We start from the raw sequence: 17,243 nt of genomic DNA, 5'->3' as shown, positions 1-17,243 counted from the left end.
ACAACAGGAGTAGGAAAGAGACCCATGAAGGTCGAAGCCCGCATCTTCTTCATCGTGGCGATCTTCGCCGTGTTCATGGCGGCCGTGTACTGGGTGTGGACGGCCCTCGCCGCGACGCACGGGCCGGAGCCGGTCGGGATCGTCGCGCTCTTCCTCACCGGCGGCCTCGCGTTCCTCGCGGGCAGCTACATGCAGTTCGTCTCCCGCCGCATCGAGCCGCGTCCGGAAGACCGCGAGGACGCCGAGATCAGCGACGGGGCCGGCGAGCTGGGCTTCTTCAGCCCGGGCAGCTACTGGCCGATCGCCATGGCGGCCACCGCGGCCCTCGCCGCGCTGGGCCTGGCGTTCTTCCACATCTGGCTGCTCGTCATCGCGCTGGTCGCGCTGCTCATCACGATCGGCGGGCTGGTGTTCGAGTACCACACGGGTCCGTCGCACGACTGACCTGCGGTTCGCTCTTCGACTGGCCGCGGCGCTGAGGACTCAGCGCCGCGGCCAGTACCGCGAGCATGCCCAGTGCCTCCGGCCAGGTCGGGCGGTGGCCGTAGAAGGTGATGTCCACCAGCACCGCGACCACCGGGTACAGGTAGGACAGCAGCGCCACGGTCGTGGTCGGCAGCTTGCCGATGCTCGCGTACATCAGCACGTACATCAGTGCGGTGTGGACGGTCCCCAGCAGCACCAGCCAGAGCAGCGCGCGCGGCGCCGTCGGCAGCGGTGTGACGAGCAACACGGGCGCTAGCAGGACCGCGCCGACCGTCGTCTGGACGGCCGCGAGCAGGTGCGGCCGGATGTGCTTCAGCTGCTTCGCGACGAAGGACGCGCCGGCGTAGAGCAGGGCCGCGCCGAGCGCGAGCCCGATCCCCGCGAGCTGGACGGGCTTGCCGTCCTCCCCGTGCGCGGACAGGGAGATCAGGGCGACTCCGCCGAACGCGATCGCGGCGCGGACCAGGTGGCTCTTGGCGACCTTCTCGCCGAGGAACGCCGCCGCCAGGCCGACCAGGATCAGCGGCTGGGTGTGGTAGACGACCGTGCTGACCGAGATCGACGACAGCGCGTAGGACGCGAACAGCAGCACCCAGTTGCCGACCAGGAACAGCCCGCCGAGGACGGCCAGCCCGAGGTCGCGCCGGGACGGCCGCCAGGACGGCAGCCAGCCACGGGCGAAGCACCAGATCAGCAGCAGCGAGCCGCCGACGAGGCAGCGGGCGAAGGCCACCGCCGGCGCGGCCGCGCCGCTCTCGAGGACGACGGCGCCGATCGTGCCGGACATCGCCATCGCCGCGGACCACTGGAGCAGAGGGCGGGTTTCGGAGTTGTTCATGGTCTTCAGGTTCGTCGGGTGGAGCTCGGTCGACCAGTGTCAGAGGTGACAACGGTCGCAAAACTTGTGACATGATGGCCGGCATGGACGTCGACCGGGTCGCGGTGGTGCTCGCGGACCACGTTTCACCGTTCGAGCTGGGCGTCGCGTGCGAGGTCTTCGGCACCGACCGCAGCGCCGACGGCATCGAGGGCTGGGAGTTCGGGGTCTGCTCGCCGTCGGGTGCCGATGTGGGCAGCTGGTCCGGGTTCGGGTTGTCCGGGCTGCGGGACCTTTCCTTCGCGGAGTCCGCGGACTTGCTGATCGTGCCGACGTGCGCACCCCGGACGGCACCACCACCCGAGCCGGTCCTGGACGTCCTGCGCGACGCGGCGGCGCGGGGTGCGTGGGTGGCGGGGTTCTGCGCGGGCGTGTTCACGCTGGGCTACGCGGGCCTGCTCGACGGCCGCCGCTGCACGGTCCACTGGGTGTACGAGGCGGAATTCCGCGCCCGCTTCCCGACGGCGTCCGTGGACACCCAGGCGCTCTATGCCGACGACGGTGGGGTGTTCACGAGCGCGGGCACGGTGGCGGCGGTCGACCTGTGCCTGCACCTGGTCCGGCGCCTGCGCGGCGTCACGGCGGCGACGAAGCTGGCGCGCCGGATGGTGGCGGCGCCGTTCCGGGCGGGCGGGCAGGCCCAGTTCGTCCAGGCGCCGGTGCCGTCCGTTCCCGACGACTCGGTGGTGGCGGAAGCGCTGGAGTGGGTGGAGCGGCGGCTGGACCAGCCGTTCACGGTGGCCGAACTGGCCCGCCGGAGTGGGCTGGGCGAACGGACGTTCCTGCGCCGCTTCTCGGCGGCGACGGGAACGACACCACACCGGTGGCTGACGGAGCGGCGCCTGGACCGCGCCCAGGCCCTGCTGGAGGAGGGACGGCTGTCGGTGGAGGACATCGCGACGGCGTGCGGGTACGCGTCGGCGGCGGCGCTGCGGCACCAGTTCAGCCGGTTGCGGGGCACGAGTCCGACCTCCTACCGCACGGCTTTCCGCGGCTGAGCGTTCGTCAGCGGAAGGCGATCCAGCGGTCCAGCAGTGCCGCGGCAGCCCCGGAATCGACGGCCTCGGCGGCCCGCGTCAACCCGGCGCGCAGGTCGTCCTCGAGGGACCCCGAGAACCCCGAAAACGCCGCCAAGGCCGCTGCCGCGTTGATCAGCACCGCGTCCCGGACGGCCCCCGGCTTGCCGCCCACCAGCTCACGGACCACCTGAGCGTTCGAAGCGGCGTCCCCGCCGCGCAGGTCCGTTGCCGTCGCGCGGGGGACGCCCAGTGCGGCCGGGTCCAGCGTCGTCTTCGTCACCGTTCCGTCCGACACCACCCACACCGACGACGTCGTCGTCGTGGTGATTTCGTCGAGGCCGTCGTCGCCGCGGACGATCAGGGCACGGGTTCCCCGGCGGGCGAACACCTCGGCCAGCACGTGCGTCTTGTCCTCGTACGCGCAGCCGATCAGCGCGCTGCCCGGCTGGGCCGGGTTCGTCAGCGGGCCCAGCAGGTTGAACGTCGTCGGGATGCCGAGCTCGCCGCGGACCGGGCCCGCGTGGCGCAGGGCCGGGTGGAACGCCGACGCCAGGAAGAACCCCACGCCGACCTCGGTGAGGCTGCGCTGGACGTCTTCGGGCGGCAGCGAGATCGTGACGCCGAGGGCCTCCAGCACGTCCGCCGCGCCGGACTTCGACGACGCGCTGCGGTTGCCGTGCTTGGCCACCGGGGCGCCGGCCGCCGCCGTGACGATCGTCGCCATCGTCGAGATGTTGACCGAGTTCGAGCCGTCGCCGCCGGTGCCGACGATGTCGACCGCCGGCCGGTCCAGCTCGACCTTCCGGGCGTGCGCCAGCATCGTCGCCGCCATGCCCGCGATCTCGGACGGCGTTTCGCCCTTGGCGCGCAACGCCACCGCGAACCCGGCGATCCGGGCCGGGCTCGCCGCGCCGCTCATGATCTGGTCCATCGCCCACGCCGTGTCCTCCTCGGACAGGTCGACGCGTGCGACGAGCTGCTTCAGCAGCGGCGGCCAGGTGCGGGGGACCGGGGTGGTCACCGGGCTCAGCCGTTCACGGCGGGGACCCGTCGCGCGCGCAGCACGTCGGCGACGGTCTCCGCGGCGGTCAGCGGGTCCAGCGGGTGCACCAGCACGGCGTCCGCCTGCGACCACGTCGCCAGCCACCGGTCGTCCCGGCGCCGCACCGCGACCACGATCGGGGGACAGTCGGTGATCTCCGCCTTCAGTTGGCGGCAGAGGCCGATGCCGCCGGTCGGCTGCGCCTCGCCGTCGAGGATCGCCAGGTCGACGTGCCCGGCGTCCACCTCGGACAGCACGTCCGCGATCCCGGCCGCCTCGACGTAGTCCACGCGCGCCAGGTCGGCGGCGGGCCGCCGGCCGACCGCGTTCACGATCGCTTCGCGCACCTCCGGCTTGTGGCTGAACACCAGGACCCGCATCGACCGCTCGCCCATGTTGGACACGCCTCCGTCTCATAACGCTCGAACCACGCCGATCGTATCGGCCGAGACCGACATCACGCGGTCGGCTCCGGCTGGAGCGCGTCCCAGCCCAGCGCGTCGCCCCCGAGCCGCTGCGCCAGGCCCGCCATCCGGGACCGTTCCTGGGCGCAGTGCAGCGCGTCGAGGACCTGGACGCGGACCGCGTGGACCCGCGTGAGGTCGCCGTCAACGGACTGTTCCCGCAGGTCGTAGCCGTCCTGGGCGAGGATCGACGCCGCTTCGGCGAGCCGGTCCGGCGGCAGGAGCAGGTGGTGCCGCAGGACGGCCGGTGCGGTGCTGACCCAGGCGGGTGAACCGGCGAGGACGGCCGAGTCCGCGACGGCCGGGTCGAAGGCCTCGGCGACGATCTCCAATCCGGGCGTATCGGGTGTCAGACCAGCGGTTTCCCGCTTTTTGACCAGGTCACGCAGCCGGTCGAACAAACCCATGAGTAGCGCTCACCTTCCCGGGCATCCGGTGTGATCGGTTACGCAGACGGCTCGCCGTGGACCCACCCGGCGGAGCGGCGGTGCGAGAGGACATAATGCGACGCGTGACAACGGCAGCTCCCACCATCAGTCAGCGGGTCCACTCGCTGAACCGGCCGAACATGGTCAGTGTCGGCACCATCGTGTGGCTTTCCAGCGAGCTGATGTTCTTCGCCGGACTGTTCGCGATGTTCTTCACCGTCAAGGCGCAGAACTCGTCCGGCCAGTGGCCGCCGCCGCTGCACGGCGAGGAGTTCCACCTCAACGTGGCGTACGCGATCCCGTTCACGGTGATCCTCGTGCTGTCCTCGCTGACCTGCCAGTTCGGCGTGTTCGCCGCCGAGCGCGGCGACGTCTACGGCCTGCGCCGCTGGTACATCATCACGTTGATCATGGGCGCGATCTTCGTCGCCGGCCAGGCCAACGAGTACCACAACCTGGTCGACGAGGGGATGACGATCCCGTCCGGCCCGTTCGGCACGGTCTTCTTCCTCGCGACCGGCTTCCACGGCCTGCACGTCATCGGCGGGCTCTTCGCCTTCGTGTACCTGCTCATCCGCACGAAACTGAGCAAGTTCACGCCCGCCCAGGCCACGTCGGCGATCGTCGTGTCCTACTACTGGCACTTCGTCGACATCGTGTGGGTCGGCCTCTTCGGCGTGATCTACCTCCTTCCGTAGGTCCGCCCAGCCGCCACCACCTTCACCATCGGCCTGAACTGACAGCAAGGGTTGCCGCAAGATGACCACCAGCACCAAAACCTCGGAGCGCCGGTACCGCGCGCGGTCGAAGCTGCGGAGGCGGTTCGCCGGCCTGCTCGCGCTCGGTATCGCGCTGGTGGGCGCCGGCGCCCTGTACGCCGTGTTCGCCCCGGAGCCGCAGACCGCGCAGGCCCAGGGCACGCCGGCGCAGCTGCGTCTCGGCGAGCAGGTCTACAACAACACCTGCATCGCCTGCCACGGCGCGAACCTCGAGGGCGTGAAGGACCGCGGGCCGAGCCTGATCGGCATCGGCGACGCCGCGGTGTACTTCCAGACTTCTTCCGGCCGGATGCCCGCCGCGCGCCAGGAGGCGCAGATCGAGCGGAAGCCGCCGAAGCTGACCGAGGCCGAGATCGACGCGGTCGGCGCCTACATCCAGGCGCACGGCGGCGGCGTCCAGCGCCCCGCGGAGAAGGGCGAGGCCCTGCGCGGGTCCGACCCGGCCCGCGGTGGCGAGCTGTTCCGCCTCAACTGCGCGTCGTGCCACAACTTCACCGGCCGCGGCGGTGCGCTGTCCGCCGGCAAGTACGCGCCGAACCTGGACCCGGCCAGCGAAGAGCAGATCTACACGGCCATGCTCACCGGCCCGCAGAACATGCCGAAGTTCTCCGACCGGCAGCTGTCGCCGGAGGAGAAGAAGGACATCGTCGCCTACGTGAAGTCGGTGTCCGACGGCAACAATGACCCAGGTGGGAACGGCCTCGGCGGGGTCGGCCCCGCTTCCGAGGGCGTGATCGCCTTCATCGTCGGGATCGCCGCGCTGATCGGCGTGACGTTGTGGATTGGATCGAAGGCATGAGTGCCGAGGGGCCTAAGCCGCCGTCGGAGGCGGAGCTGGCTGAGATGGACCGGGACCAGCTGCTGAAGCTGGGCGGGGAGCTCGACGGCGTCGAGATCGTCGAGTACCCGACGCCGTGGCCCGTGGAGGGCACCCGCGCGGAAAGGCGGGCCGAGCGCCTGGTGGCGTTCTGGTTCGGCCTGTCCGCGCTGGCCGGGATCGGGTTCGTCGTCTCGCTCATCTGGTGGCCGTGGCAGTACCAGGCGCCGGACAACGAGAGCGGCTACTTCTGGTACAGCCTCTACACCCCGATGCTCGGCATCACGCTCGGCCTGGCCATCCTCGGCCTGGGCATCGGCGTGATCCTGTACACGAAGAAGTTCGTGCCCGCCGAGGTCGCGGTCCAGGAGCGCCACGACGGCGACGGCGAGGGGTCGCCCGAGGTCGACCGCGCGACGTTCCTCGCGCACCTGTCCGACGCCGGCAGCCGCAGCACGATCGCCCGCCGGTCGCTGATCAAGCGGTCGGCGATCGCCGGGGCCGGCGCGCTGGGCCTCGCGGCCGCAGCGCTGCCGCTGGCGTCCTTCATCAAGAACCCGTGGAAGGACAGCGACAACCGGGCGTCGCTCTGGCACACCGGCTGGCAGCCGAACTTCCCCGGCGAGAAGGTCTACCTGCGCCGCGACACCGGCAAGCCGCTGGAAGACGGCGAGCAGGTCAGCCTCGTCAAGGCCGAGGACCTCGACGCCGGCGCCATGGAGACGGTCTTCCCGTACCGCGACTCCGAGAAGGGCAAGCCGGAGCTGCTGGCCGCCGCGCTGACCCGGATCGACAACCCGGTCATGCTGATCCGCCTGCGCCCGACCGACGCCGCCAAGGTGGTCAAGCGGTCCGGCCAGGAGGACTTCAACTTCGGCGACCTGTACGCGTACACGAAGATCTGCAGCCACGTCGGCTGCCCGACCTCCCTGTACGAGCAGCGGACCAACCGCATCCTGTGCCCGTGCCACCAGTCGCAGTTCGACGCCCTCCACTACGCCAAGCCGATCTTCGGCCCGGCGACCCGTCCGCTGGCCCAGCTACCGATCACGGTGGACGAAGAGGGATACTTGATCGCGCGAGGCGACTTCATCGAGGCCATCGGTCCGGCCTTTTGGGAGCGTAAGTCATGAGTTCACTCACCACGCCGACCAAGGGGTCGAGCCCGGTCGAAAAGGCGTTGGGCGACGCCGCGAACAACGCCGACCAGCGCTACCACGCGGCCAAGGGCCTGCGGCACCAGATGAACAAGGTCTTCCCGACCCACTGGTCGTTCCTGCTGGGCGAGATCGCGCTCTACAGCTTCATCATCCTGCTGCTCACCGGGGTGTACCTGACGCTGTTCTTCGACCCCTCCATGCAGGAGGTCGTCTACCACGGCAGCTTCAAGAACATGCAGGGCCTGGAGATGTCGCGGGCCTTCGCCACCACGCTGGACCTGTCGTTCGACGTGCGCGGCGGGCTGTTCATGCGGCAGCTGCACCACTGGGCCGCGTTGATCTTCGTCGCGGCGATGGCCGTGCACATGCTGCGCATCTTCTTCACCGGCGCGTTCCGGCGCCCGCGTGAGGCGAACTGGGTGATCGGCGGGCTGCTGCTGATCCTGGGCTGCTTCGAGGGCTTCTTCGGCTATTCGCTGCCCGATGACTTGCTCTCCGGGACGGGTATCCGCGCGACGCTCTCGGGCATCGTGTTGTCGGTGCCGGTGATCGGGACCTGGATCCACTGGGCGCTGTTCGGCGGGGAGTTCCCGGGCGACCAGATCATCCCGCGGTTGTACACGCTGCACATCCTGCTGCTGCCGGGGATCATGCTGGCGCTGGTCGGGGCGCACCTGGCGTTGGTGTGGTACCAGAAGCACACCCAGTTCCCGGGGGTGCGGCGCAAGGAGACCAACGTCGTCGGGGTGCGGATCATGCCGTACTTCGCGCTCAAGGGCGGGGCGTTCTTCACCCTGGTCATCGGGGTGCTGGCGTTGATGTCGGGGCTGTTCCAGATCAACCCGGTGTGGAACTTCGGCCCGTACAACCCGGCGCAGGTGTCGGCGGGCTCGCAGCCCGACTGGTACATGGCCTGGGCCGACGGCATGCTCCGGATCTGGCCCGCCTGGGAGGTCTACCTCGGGAACTACACGATCCCGGCGGTGTTCTTCCCCGGCGCGATCGGCATGCCGATCCTGTTCGGCCTGCTGCTCGGCTACCCGTTCATCGAGCGGAAGCTGTCCAAGGACATCGCGCACCACAACCTGCTCCAGCGGCCGCGTGACGCACCGGTCCGCACCGCGCTGGGCGCGATGGCGCTGGGCTTCTTCGCCGTCATCGAGCTGTCGGGCTTCAACGACATCATCGCCGACCAGTTCGACATCTCGCTGAACGCGACGACGTGGGCGGGCCGCATCGGCGTGCTGATCGTGCCGCCGGTGGCCTACTACCTGACCTACCGGCTCTGCCTGGGCCTGCAGCGGGCCGACCGCGAGGTGCTGGAGCACGGCGTCGAGACCGGCATCATCAAGCGGCTGCCGCACGGTGAGTTCATCGAGATCCACCAGCCGCTGGCCGGCGTCGACAGCCACGGCCACGCGATCCCGCTCGAGTACCAGGGCGCTTCGGTGCCGAAGAAGATGAACAAGCTGGGCTCGGCCGGTGCGGCGGTCCCGGGCACGTTGTGGTCGCCGGACCCGGCCGAGGAGACCGCCGCGCTGCAGCGGGCCCACGGCAACGGCCACGGCGAGACCGGCGGCGAAATCGGCCAGCACGGCCAGCACGGCGAGTTCGACTCCGCCGAGACGGCGTCGGCAGCCAAGCAGCCGGACCACTAGCTCGACCGACGACGAAGGCCACCTCCGGCGGGAGGTGGCCTTCGTCGTGTCAGGCGTTGTCGCGGAGCCGCTGTACGGCCTTCTCCGCCCTCGAGACGCGCGTCTCGGCCTTCTTGGCCTCGGCCACCCACTGGACGTACTCGCGCCGGTGTGACGGCGGCAGGGCCTCGAACGCGGCGTTCGCGTCCGGCGCCGCGGCGAGCGCGGCGGCCAGTTCCTCCGGGAGCTCGCTCAATCCTCGGCGCCGATCGCGAAGGCCTGCTCGGTGTCGGCGCGGGAGTACGACCGGAACGCGATGTGCGTGACGGTGTCGAGCACCCCCGGCACCTTCCCGATCCGGCCCGGGATGAGGTCGGCCAGCTCCTCGTGCGCGGACACCTTGACGGTCGCGATGAGGTCGACGTCCCCGGCGCACGAGTAGACCTCGCCGACGCCGTCGATGTCGGCGATCGCCTGCGCCGCGTCCGGGATCGCGTCCGCCTCTACCTGGATCAACACGATCGCGGTGATCACCTGGGTCCTCCAAGACTCGTCGACGGGTGTCGACCGCGATCCTAGGCCGCGGTGTGCGCCGGCCAGTGGACAGCCGGTGCGCGATCGTCGGTGATCGTGCCGCGGTCCGCGGGTAGCCACCGGGCGAGGACGAGCAGCAGGTCCCGGCCGGGCGGTCGTGGTCGGCGCTCAGTCTGTCGGGTGCGGGCCCGGTCGTGCGCCGTCCGGCGGGTTGCTTCCAGGGACCGCGATCGGCTGGTTGGGCGGTCGTGGTCGGCGCTCAGTCTGTCGGGATCCGCTGGTCGATGGAGCTGTCGCGGACCCCACTCGGGCGAGGCCCGCGGACTTGCCGCGCGGATCATGTTCGGCCGACCCGGCAGCGGTCCAAGCGGTGCCCGGCGATTCCTGGCGCGCCAACGCCGATCCTTCACCCGGGCAGCCGACCGCCCTCAGCCCACGTGCTCCAGTGAGTGCGCCGTCGAGACCAGGTCCAGCCATCCCCGCCAGCCGGCCACCGCGGCCGGCTCGGCCCAGGGGCGGGTCGTCCTCACCAGCCTGACCCCCGGGCGGGCCAGCCAGCGCAACAGCACCCTCACCTCCTCCGGTGGCGCCCCGTTCAACGGGCCCGGGTCCGGGAGCACCGTCTCCGCCGAGGCGACCAGCGCCTCGACCACCGGCATCGGGGGCACCCCGCGCCGTGCTACTCCCGCCGAGGCCAGGCGGCCGTAGCGGATCACCACCAGGTCCCAGCCGCCGTTGCCGTCGGGGCCCGCCGCGATCAGCTCCGCGATCGAGGCCAGCGCCGTCTGGCGGTGGGCCCGGCCGAGCGCGCGGATCAAGCCGGCCAGCTCGTCGCGGTGGCGGGCCGCCTGCTCGTAGTGACGGCCCTCCGCCAAGCGCTCGACGTGGGCCGCCGCCACGTGCAGCGGGCCGCCGTGCACGCCCGCGATCAGGCCCGACGCCGACTCGACCGCCGGGACGTACGCCTCCACGCTCTGCCGCCCCGCGCACGGTGCCCCGCAGCGCCCCAGCTCCGCCAGCACGCACGGGGTCCCGTTCGCTGTCCGGGGCGAGATCCGCTGGGTGCACGTCCGCAGCCCCGACGCGCCGGCCAGCGTGTCCGCCGTCGCCTTCGCGTCCGCCTGGTTGCGGAACGGGCCCAGCACCCCCGGCCGCGGCAGCCGGACCACCGACAGCCGCGGGAACGCCTCCTCCGTCAGCCCGATCCACCAGCCCTGGTGCCGGTTCTTCGACCGCCGGTTGTACGCGGGCCGGTGCGCCGCGATCAGCCGCAGCTCCCGCACCTCGGCCTCCAGCGCGTGCGCGCACACGACGTGGTCGACGCGCTCGGCCAGCGCGACCATCTCGCGGATCCGGCTGCGCCCCTCCGAGCCCGTGAAGTACGTCCGCACGCGCCGCCGCAGGTCCTTCGCCGTGCCGACGTAGAGGACCTCGTCCTTCGGCCCCTTGAAGAGGTAGACGCCCGGTGCCGACGGCAGGTCCGCCGCCAGGTGCCGCTTCGCCCGCTGCGCCACCGTGACCTCGGGCAGGTAGCCCATCAGCTCCTCGAGTGAGTGGACGCCCAGGTTCCCGACGCGCTCCAGCAGCCCGTGCAGCACGTCGACCGTCGCCCGCGCGTCGTCGAGCGCCCGGTGCGTCGGCCGCGTCCGCGCGCCGAACAGCAACGCCAGCGCCGTCAGGTTGTACCGGCCCACCTCGTCGCGCGGCACCACCCGCCGCGCCAGCCGGACCGTGCAGACGACCGTCAGCTTCGGCCACACGTACCCGTGGCCCTCGCAGGCCGCCCGCATGTGGGACGTGTCGAACCCCGAGTTGTGCGCCACCAGCACCGAACCGCCGATGAACTCCAGGAACGCCGGAAGCACCTCCTCGATCGGCGGCGCGTCGTAGACCATCGCCTGCGTGATGCCCGTGAGCGACACGATCTGCGGCGGGATCGGCAGCCCCGGGTTGACGAGCGTCGCGAACTCGCCCAGCACCTCGCCCGCGCGGACCTTCACCGCGCCGATCTCGGTGATGCCCGCCGGCCCCGGCGCCGCCCCGGTCGTCTCGAGGTCGAACACCACGAAAGTCGTGTCCCGCAACGGAGTTCCGAGCTCGTCGAACGCGAGCTGTGCCTGGGTCGAACGCATGTGCGGGACAGTAGAGGTGACCACCGACAGTTTTCGGGGGTTGCGGGTGGCGGAGCCCCCGGCCCGGGGCGAAGGCCCGGACGACTCTGGCAGTTTTCGGGGGTTGCGGGTGGCGGAGCCCCCGGCCCGGGGCGAAGACCCGGGGGACTCTGGCAGTTTTGGGGGGTCCCGGGTGGCGGAGCCCCCGGAGGGCACCGACGGGTTTCGGTCGCCACCGGTCCGTGTGCCGCGCGGGGCGTGACGCGGGGGCGGGGCCTACCCTGGACCAATGCACCCGCAGCCGCTCGTGCCGGAGCCGCCCGAGGACCCCGCCGGTCCGTCGGGTGTCGCGTCGCGGGCGGAGCAGGGCGAGGAGCCCGGAGAACGGCCGGATCCGGCCACCTGGCCGGCGCTGCCCGAGCCGGTCCGCGACCGGATCGCCGAGCTGTCGGCGGCCGCCGTCGCGAAGCTGCCGGCCACGGACGTGCCCCGTCAGCTGCGGCCCGTCGCCAAGTTCGCCCCGGCCAAGCGGGCGAAGCTGGGCGGTGCCGCGCTGCTCGCCGCCCTCGGCGAGTCGTCCCAGTTCCGCACCGCGGTCATCGAGTGGCTGCGTGAGCACCGGACCGACGCGCTCGACCCGAACGCGGCCGACTCGGTCGCCGCGGCGGCCGCCGCCGTCCTGCTCGGCGAGTCCGGCGCCGCCGGGCGCGTCCGGCTCGTCGCCAAGAACGCCGAGGAAAACGCCCTGCGCGCCGAACGCGACGCCGCGCTGGCCCGCAGCCAGCGCCTCGAAGGCGAGCTCACGCTGCTTCGCGTGGAACTCGCCGAAGCGAAGAAAGCCGCCGAGAGCGCGCGGGGCGAGCGCGAGGCCGAAGTCGAGAAGCTCTTGAAGCGCCTTCGCGAGCAAGGCGTCCAGCTCCGTCAGGCCAAGGACGCGGCCGAAGCGGCGGCCGCCGAAACCGCTCGCGGGTCCGCGGTCCGCGCCGAAGAGATCGCCGCGCTCACCGCCCAGCTCGAGCGCGAACGCCGGCGCGTCGCCACCGAACGCGCCCGGGCCGAGCGCGCGGCCGCCGACGCCGACATCGCCCGTCAGTCCGCCCGCGAGGCCCGCGAAGCCGACGAAGTGCGGTTGGCGCTGCTCATCGACACCATCGACGGCGCGGTCACCGGCCTGCGCCGCGAGCTCGCCCTCGGCGCCCGCGGCGCCCGGCCGGCCGACATGGTCCGGGGCGCCAGCACCGGCATCGGCCAGGGCGGGAAGATCGCCGACGTGTCCACGTTGGACCGCTACCTGGCGCTGCCCGGCGTGCACCTGATCGTCGACGGCTACAACGTCACCAAGACCGGCTACCCCGAGCTGGCGCTGGCCGACCAGCGCGACCGGCTGATCCACCAGCTGTCCGCGCTGGCCGCGCGCACCTCGGCCGAGGTGACGGTCGTGTTCGACGGCGCGGGCGTGCTGTCGGTCCCCGCTTCGGTGCCCCGCGGGGTGCGGGTGCTGTTCTCCGACCGCGGGGTCCTCGCCGACGACGTGATCCGCAACCTCGTCGCGGCCGAGCCCGCGGGCCGGCCCATGGTCGTCGCGACGTCCGACCGCGCGGTGGCGGACTCCGTGCGGGGCGGTGGGGCGCACCCGACGCCGTCCGCCGTGCTGGTCAGCCGCCTGTCGCGGGTGTGACCGCCGGAAATTGTCGGTGGTGGCCGTTACCGTCCTCCTCAGTCAGTGAAGACGTGAGGAGGACCACATGAACGACGAGCTGTCCGAAGTGGACGTCTCGCACATTTCGGTTGCCGACATCGAGAACGTGGTGGTCGACTGCGATCGCTGCGTGGTCCGGGGCATCTCCTGCCACGACTGCGTGGTGAGCGTGCTGCTCGGCGCGCCGCCCGCCGTCGAATGGGACGCCGACGAGCGGCGTGCCGTGGACGCGCTGGCCGAGGCGGGGATGGTGCCCCGGCTGCGTCTGGTGGAGGGACCGGTCCGGCGCACCGCCTGACACGCCCGTTTCGTGTCGGCGCGCCGAATGGTCGATCGGATCAGGTGAACGGTCGGTAGTCGAATTGACCTCCGAAGAAACCCCAGCGTGTAACGCCCATCACATGTTTTCTCCGATGCTGGTCCGATGGTGTTTCGCGGCGCTACGGAGAGTTTTTGCCCCCGGGGTGGTGGACGCGGTGGCGGTCTTTTCGTAACCTGTCCGAGATCTCGTGGCCCCTGGCCGTCGATGAGGCGGCGACGCGGGATCGCCGCCGGACGCAGCTTTGTCGGGAAGCTGGGAACCGGAACCACCACCACGTGCTTCACCTGTTGCGGGAGAGCGCGCGGTGCGGGACAACGGCGAAGAGGAACCCCCGACCTCTTCGTGGCCCGGTCCCCCTCGGCGGCCGAGACGCAAAGGAGACCCGCGCGACCGTGCAGTCGCATTCCCTCAGGCGCGTGGTTTCAGGTGCCCTCGCCGCGGCTTCGGTGATCACCCTCGTCACCGTGGCCCAGCCGTCGGCCACCGCCGCCCCCATCCCCGTCCTCCAGGCCCCGCCCACCGGTTCGGACGCCCTCGCCCAGTACCGCGACCTCGCGGCCCAGGCCGAAAAGCTCAACGAAGACCTGCTGAAGGCCCAGGACGACCTGAAGGTCAAGCAGGGTGAGCTCGACAAGGCCACCGGCGACGTCAACGCGGCGAAGGACCAGGCCGCCGTCGCGGCCGAGAACCAGAAGAAGTACCAGACCGAGGTCGACAAGTTCGCCGGCGCGTCGTTCACCAGCGGCGTCCAGCTGAACAAGCTGTCGGCGCTGCTGGCCGGGACGTCCACTCAGGACTTCCTCGACCGCTCCTCGGCCCTGGAAGTCATCGCGACCGAGAAGAACGGCGCGATGGGCAACCTCACCGGCGCCGTCCGGCAGGCCACCGATGCCGCCGCCAAGGCTGCCGACGCGGCGAAGCGCGCGACAGACGCGCGGGACGCGGCGGCGAAGCTGACCGACGACATCAAGGCCAAGCAGAAGGCGCTCAACGACCAGATCGACCAGCTCAAGGCGGCCAACAAGAGCCTGAGCGCGCTGGACAAGGCCGCCCAGCGGGACACCGGCGGCTCGCCCACCGGTCTCAAGGCGCCCACCGCGGCCGCCCAGACCGCGTTGGACGCGGCGCTGAGCAAGCTGGGCAGCGCGTACGTCTGGGGCGCCACCGGGCCGAGCACGTTCGACTGCTCGGGCCTGATGCTGTGGGCCTACAAGCAGGCGGGCATCACGCTGCCCCGGTCGAGCCGTGAGCAGTCCACCTTCGGCGCCGCGGTGCCGCGGGACCAGCTCCAGCCGGGCGACCTCGTGTTCTACTACTCGCCCGTTTCGCACGTCGGCATGTACATCGGCGACGGCAAGATGGTGCACGCCCCCGACACCGGGGACGTCGTGAAGATCTCGCCGCTGCAGAGCCAGTACGCGGGCGCCCGCCGCCCGACGGCCTGACCCGGGAGCACTCGGCAGTTCCTCGCAGGGGCGGTACCGCACACGCGGTGCCGCCCCTGCGCCGTCCGTGTCATCCCGAGGCTCCGCCTCGGGCCCGGGGGCTTCGCCACCCGGCCCCCGGAACGAAGAGGTGGCGGCCGCTAGCCTCTGGGGCGTGCTCAAGACCCTGCTCGTGACCAACGACTTCCCGCCGCGGCCCGGGGGGATCCAGAACTACCTGAACTCCCTCGCCACCCGGCTGCCGGCGGACGACCTGGTCGTCTACGCGCCGTCGTGGGAGTCGCGGACGGGGTCGCACGAGGAATTCGACGCCGAGGCGCCGTTCGAGGTCGTCCGGCACCCGACGTCGCTGATGCTGCCCACGCCGGACGTCCTGCGCCGCGCGAAGCAGATCATGCGGGCGCGGGACTGCGAAGCCGTCTGGTTCGGGGCCGCCGCGCCGCTCGCGCTGCTGGGGCACCCGCTGCGCCAGGCCGGCGCGCGCCGCATCGTGGCGTCCACGCACGGCCACGAAGTCGGCTGGTCCATGCTCCCCGGCGCGCGGCAGGCGTTGCGGCGCATCGGGGACACCGTCGACGTCGTCACCTACGTCAGCCGCTACACCCGCGGCCGGTTCGCCGCCGCGTTCGGCGCGATGGCCGGGCTGGAGCTGCTGCCGTCCGGAGTGGACACCGAGCTGTACAAACCGGACCCGGCGGGCCGCGCGGAAATCCGTGCGCGGCACGGCTTGTCCGACCGCCCGACGATCGTGTGCGTGTCCCGGCTCGTTCCGCGCAAGGGCCAGGACCAGCTGATCCGGGCGCTGCCGAAGATCCGCGAGCGCGTGCCGGACGCGGCGCTGCTGATCGTCGGCGGCGGCCCGTACCGCAAGACGCTGACCGGGCTGGTCGCCGAGCTGGGCCTGGACCGCGACGTCGTGCTCACCGGGTCCGTGCCGTGGGCCGAGCTGCCGGCGCACTACGCCGCGGGCGACGTCTTCGCCATGCCGGCCCGCACGCGAGGCAAGGGCCTCGACGTCGAAGGCCTCGGCATCGTCTACCTGGAGGCCTCGGCGACCGGTCTGCCCGTGGTCGCGGGCAACTCCGGCGGCGCGCCCGAGGCGGTGCTCGACGAGGTCACCGGGCACGTCGTCGAAGGCCGGGACGTCGGCCAGCTCGCCGAGACCGTCGCCAGCCTGCTCGCGGACCCCGTGCGCGCGCGGCGGATGGGCGAGGCCGGGCGGGCCTGGGTGACCGCGAACTGGCGCTGGGACACCATGGCCACGCGGCTTTCCGGGCTGCTGGACGGCGACCCGGTCGCCGTCGTCCGCTAAGGCGTGTAGAGCGCCGGGTGCCGCGGATCGTCGACGCGCACGACGACGTCGGCCAGCGCGCTCGGGTCCACCTCCGCCTCGTACCGCTCGTAAGCGGGGAGCGCCCAGGCGTCCGGCACGCGCCGGCGCAGGGCGGCGGGGGAGAGCCACAGGTGCACGGTCAGGTCGAACGTCAGGCCGGCGCCGAGCAGGAGTTCGCCGTCGAGGAGCACGACCCCGCCTTCGGGGACGGGCACGCGCTCGGCGCGGGTCGCGCGGTCGCGTTCGGCGTCCCACAGCGACGGCAGGACGTCGCCGGACCCGTCGTCGGCCAGCGGGTCGAGCACTTCGCGGCGGAGGGCGCCGAGGTCGAGCCAGTCGGTGTAGCGGGCGTCGGGGTCGGTGCGGCCGCGCTCGAAGCGCAGGGACGCGGGCCGCAGGAAGTCGCGGGCCGAGACGCGCAGGGCCGCGCGGCCGCGCAGGCGCAGCGGGTCGACCAGGGCGTCGGCGAGCTCGGTGGTTTCCGTCGCACCCGCCGCGCCGTCGACGGCGACCGCGATCCGTCGGCGCCCGGTGAGCGCGTCGATGCGTTCGGTCAGTTCGCCGGCCAGGACGCCGGGGGAAATGGGGCGGTAGCGCACAGTCGGAGATCCTGCACCCGGGCCGGGGACGGGTTTTGTCGTACCCCGGTGGGAGGATGGGGACATGACTTCTTCAGTGGGGAAGACGGCCGATGTGGGGTGGAACATCGGGGTTTCGCGGACCTTGCCGTACGCGGCCGAAACGGTGTGGGACTTCCTGGTCAGCCGCGAAGGCGTCGCGATCTGGCTGGGCCCGGGCGTCGAGCTGCCGAGGGAGACGGGCGCGGAGTACGAAACGGCGAACGGCACGGTGGGGGAGATCCGCAGCTTCGTCGAAGGCGACCGGGTGCGGCTGACGTGGCGGCCGAGCGACTGGGACCACGACTCGACGGTCCAGGTGCGCCTCAGCGGCGCCGGCGCCAAGACCACGCTGCGGTTCCACCAGGAATGGCTCTCGGACGCGGAAGAGCGCGCGCAACAGCGGGCATACTGGCAGGACGTGACCGAGCGCGTGGTGGCGGCACTCGCCGAGCGCTGAGGCTGACTGCATG

General features: G+C 71.9%; 19 protein-coding genes. 11 read left to right on the top strand and 8 right to left on the bottom strand.

Features of this window, described 5'->3' with window-relative positions; translation table 11 throughout:
- Positions 1-24 precede the first annotated feature (24 nt).
- Positions 25-444, top strand: coding sequence for a cytochrome c oxidase subunit 4 (locus OG738_RS44405; RefSeq protein ID WP_329050103.1), 420 nt, complete (start codon positions 25-27; stop codon positions 442-444).
- On the opposite strand, the gene OG738_RS44400 is transcribed toward OG738_RS44405, so the two are convergent.
- Positions 392-1,324 (bottom strand): DMT family transporter, encoded by a 933-nt coding sequence (locus OG738_RS44400; protein WP_329050102.1) that lies wholly within the window; start codon positions 1,322-1,324, stop codon positions 392-394. The genes OG738_RS44405 and OG738_RS44400 overlap by 53 nt on opposite strands.
- A gap of 83 nt (positions 1,325-1,407) precedes the next feature.
- Between OG738_RS44400 and OG738_RS44395 the strand changes: the two genes are divergently transcribed.
- Positions 1,408-2,361, top strand: a complete 954-nt coding sequence (locus OG738_RS44395) for a GlxA family transcriptional regulator (protein ID WP_329050101.1) — start codon at positions 1,408-1,410, stop codon at positions 2,359-2,361.
- 7 nt (positions 2,362-2,368) lie between these two features.
- Here OG738_RS44395 and trpD read toward each other — a convergent pair whose 3' ends face one another.
- The 3 genes from trpD to OG738_RS44380 form a co-directional block, all read right to left on the bottom strand.
- Positions 2,369-3,403 (bottom strand): anthranilate phosphoribosyltransferase, encoded by a 1,035-nt coding sequence (gene trpD, locus OG738_RS44390; protein ID WP_329050100.1) that lies wholly within the window; start codon positions 3,401-3,403, stop codon positions 2,369-2,371.
- A 5-nt stretch (positions 3,404-3,408) separates the two neighbouring features.
- The gene (locus OG738_RS44385; protein ID WP_329057068.1) at positions 3,409-3,819 is read right to left on the bottom strand and encodes a hypothetical protein; all 411 of its coding nucleotides are present in this window, start codon (positions 3,817-3,819) and stop codon (positions 3,409-3,411) included.
- 62 nt (positions 3,820-3,881) lie between these two features.
- Positions 3,882-4,295 (bottom strand): hypothetical protein, encoded by a 414-nt coding sequence (locus tag OG738_RS44380; RefSeq protein ID WP_329050099.1) that lies wholly within the window; start codon positions 4,293-4,295, stop codon positions 3,882-3,884.
- A 95-nt stretch (positions 4,296-4,390) separates the two neighbouring features.
- Here OG738_RS44380 and ctaE point away from each other — a divergent pair, with 95 nt between their 5' ends.
- The 4 genes from ctaE to qcrB all read left to right on the top strand — a co-directional run bounded on the left by ctaE (position 4,391) and on the right by qcrB (position 8,730).
- A complete protein-coding gene (gene ctaE / locus OG738_RS44375; protein ID WP_329050098.1) occupies positions 4,391-5,014 on the top strand; it encodes an aa3-type cytochrome oxidase subunit III in 624 nt (207 codons plus the stop codon).
- A gap of 61 nt (positions 5,015-5,075) precedes the next feature.
- Positions 5,076-5,894 (top strand): cytochrome bc1 complex diheme cytochrome c subunit, encoded by an 819-nt coding sequence (gene qcrC, locus OG738_RS44370; RefSeq protein WP_329050096.1) that lies wholly within the window; start codon positions 5,076-5,078, stop codon positions 5,892-5,894.
- Entirely contained in the window at positions 5,891-7,045 is a 1,155-nt protein-coding gene (gene qcrA / locus OG738_RS44365; RefSeq protein WP_329050095.1) for a cytochrome bc1 complex Rieske iron-sulfur subunit, read from the top strand. Before qcrC ends, qcrA begins: the two co-directional genes overlap by 4 nt.
- Positions 7,042-8,730, top strand: coding sequence for a cytochrome bc1 complex cytochrome b subunit (qcrB, locus tag OG738_RS44360; protein ID WP_329050093.1), 1,689 nt, complete (start codon positions 7,042-7,044; stop codon positions 8,728-8,730). The genes qcrA and qcrB overlap by 4 nt, the downstream gene beginning before the upstream one ends.
- Positions 8,731-8,779: 49 nt before the next feature.
- On the opposite strand, the gene OG738_RS44355 is transcribed toward qcrB, so the two are convergent.
- The 3 genes from OG738_RS44355 to OG738_RS44345 form a co-directional block, all read right to left on the bottom strand.
- Positions 8,780-8,965 (bottom strand): YdeI/OmpD-associated family protein, encoded by a 186-nt coding sequence (locus OG738_RS44355; RefSeq protein WP_329050091.1) that lies wholly within the window; start codon positions 8,963-8,965, stop codon positions 8,780-8,782.
- A complete protein-coding gene (locus OG738_RS44350; RefSeq protein WP_284750247.1) occupies positions 8,962-9,243 on the bottom strand; it encodes an Lrp/AsnC family transcriptional regulator in 282 nt (93 codons plus the stop codon). Before OG738_RS44350 ends, OG738_RS44355 begins: the two co-directional genes overlap by 4 nt.
- 428 nt (positions 9,244-9,671) lie before the next feature.
- Entirely contained in the window at positions 9,672-11,375 is a 1,704-nt protein-coding gene (locus OG738_RS44345; RefSeq protein WP_329050086.1) for a DEDD exonuclease domain-containing protein, read from the bottom strand.
- Positions 11,376-11,643: 268 nt separating this feature from the next.
- On the opposite strand from OG738_RS44345, the gene OG738_RS44340 reads away from it, so the two are divergent.
- The 4 genes from OG738_RS44340 to OG738_RS44325 all read left to right on the top strand — a co-directional run bounded on the left by OG738_RS44340 (position 11,644) and on the right by OG738_RS44325 (position 16,132).
- Positions 11,644-13,032, top strand: a complete 1,389-nt coding sequence (locus tag OG738_RS44340; RefSeq protein WP_329050084.1) for an NYN domain-containing protein — start codon at positions 11,644-11,646, stop codon at positions 13,030-13,032.
- 67 nt (positions 13,033-13,099) lie between these two features.
- Positions 13,100-13,351: a hypothetical protein gene (locus tag OG738_RS44335; RefSeq protein WP_329050083.1), complete on the top strand. Its 252-nt coding sequence runs from the start codon at positions 13,100-13,102 to the stop codon at positions 13,349-13,351.
- 416 nt (positions 13,352-13,767) lie between these two features.
- Complete coding sequence (locus OG738_RS44330; RefSeq protein ID WP_329050081.1) at positions 13,768-14,820, top strand: C40 family peptidase; 1,053 nt, start codon at positions 13,768-13,770, stop codon at positions 14,818-14,820.
- 154 nt (positions 14,821-14,974) lie between these two features.
- Positions 14,975-16,132, top strand: a complete 1,158-nt coding sequence (locus OG738_RS44325) for a glycosyltransferase family 4 protein (protein WP_329050080.1) — start codon at positions 14,975-14,977, stop codon at positions 16,130-16,132.
- Here OG738_RS44325 and OG738_RS44320 read toward each other — a convergent pair.
- Positions 16,129-16,752, bottom strand: a complete 624-nt coding sequence (locus OG738_RS44320; protein WP_329050079.1) for a uridine kinase — start codon at positions 16,750-16,752, stop codon at positions 16,129-16,131. The genes OG738_RS44325 and OG738_RS44320 overlap by 4 nt on opposite strands.
- A 64-nt stretch (positions 16,753-16,816) precedes the next feature.
- Here OG738_RS44320 and OG738_RS44315 point away from each other — a divergent pair, with 64 nt between their 5' ends.
- Complete coding sequence (locus OG738_RS44315) at positions 16,817-17,230, top strand: SRPBCC family protein (RefSeq protein ID WP_329050077.1); 414 nt, start codon at positions 16,817-16,819, stop codon at positions 17,228-17,230.
- The last annotated feature ends 13 nt before the right edge of the window (positions 17,231-17,243 follow it).

Origin of the sequence: Amycolatopsis sp. NBC_01488 (genome assembly GCF_036227105.1) — a bacterium.
GTDB lineage: Bacteria > Actinomycetota > Actinomycetes > Mycobacteriales > Pseudonocardiaceae > Amycolatopsis.
The sequence above is the reverse complement of the archived record's forward strand: the minus strand, read 5'-3'. Positions and strand labels throughout refer to the sequence as shown.

Coding starts and splice junctions, on each gene's coding strand:
- OG738_RS44405 (WP_329050103.1), top strand. CDS start 25: ATGAAGGTCGAAGCCCGCATCTTCTTCATCGTGGCGATCTTCGCCGTG.
- OG738_RS44400 (WP_329050102.1), bottom strand. CDS start 1,324: ATGAACAACTCCGAAACCCGCCCTCTGCTCCAGTGGTCCGCGGCGATG.
- OG738_RS44395 (WP_329050101.1), top strand. CDS start 1,408: ATGGACGTCGACCGGGTCGCGGTGGTGCTCGCGGACCACGTTTCACCG.
- OG738_RS44385 (WP_329057068.1), bottom strand. CDS start 3,819: ATGGGCGAGCGGTCGATGCGGGTCCTGGTGTTCAGCCACAAGCCGGAG.
- OG738_RS44380 (WP_329050099.1), bottom strand. CDS start 4,295: ATGGGTTTGTTCGACCGGCTGCGTGACCTGGTCAAAAAGCGGGAAACC.
- ctaE (WP_329050098.1), top strand. CDS start 4,391: ATGCGACGCGTGACAACGGCAGCTCCCACCATCAGTCAGCGGGTCCAC.
- qcrC (WP_329050096.1), top strand. CDS start 5,076: ATGACCACCAGCACCAAAACCTCGGAGCGCCGGTACCGCGCGCGGTCG.
- qcrA (WP_329050095.1), top strand. CDS start 5,891: ATGAGTGCCGAGGGGCCTAAGCCGCCGTCGGAGGCGGAGCTGGCTGAG.
- qcrB (WP_329050093.1), top strand. CDS start 7,042: ATGAGTTCACTCACCACGCCGACCAAGGGGTCGAGCCCGGTCGAAAAG.
- OG738_RS44345 (WP_329050086.1), bottom strand. CDS start 11,375: ATGCGTTCGACCCAGGCACAGCTCGCGTTCGACGAGCTCGGAACTCCG.
- OG738_RS44340 (WP_329050084.1), top strand. CDS start 11,644: ATGCACCCGCAGCCGCTCGTGCCGGAGCCGCCCGAGGACCCCGCCGGT.
- OG738_RS44335 (WP_329050083.1), top strand. CDS start 13,100: ATGAACGACGAGCTGTCCGAAGTGGACGTCTCGCACATTTCGGTTGCC.
- OG738_RS44315 (WP_329050077.1), top strand. CDS start 16,817: ATGACTTCTTCAGTGGGGAAGACGGCCGATGTGGGGTGGAACATCGGG.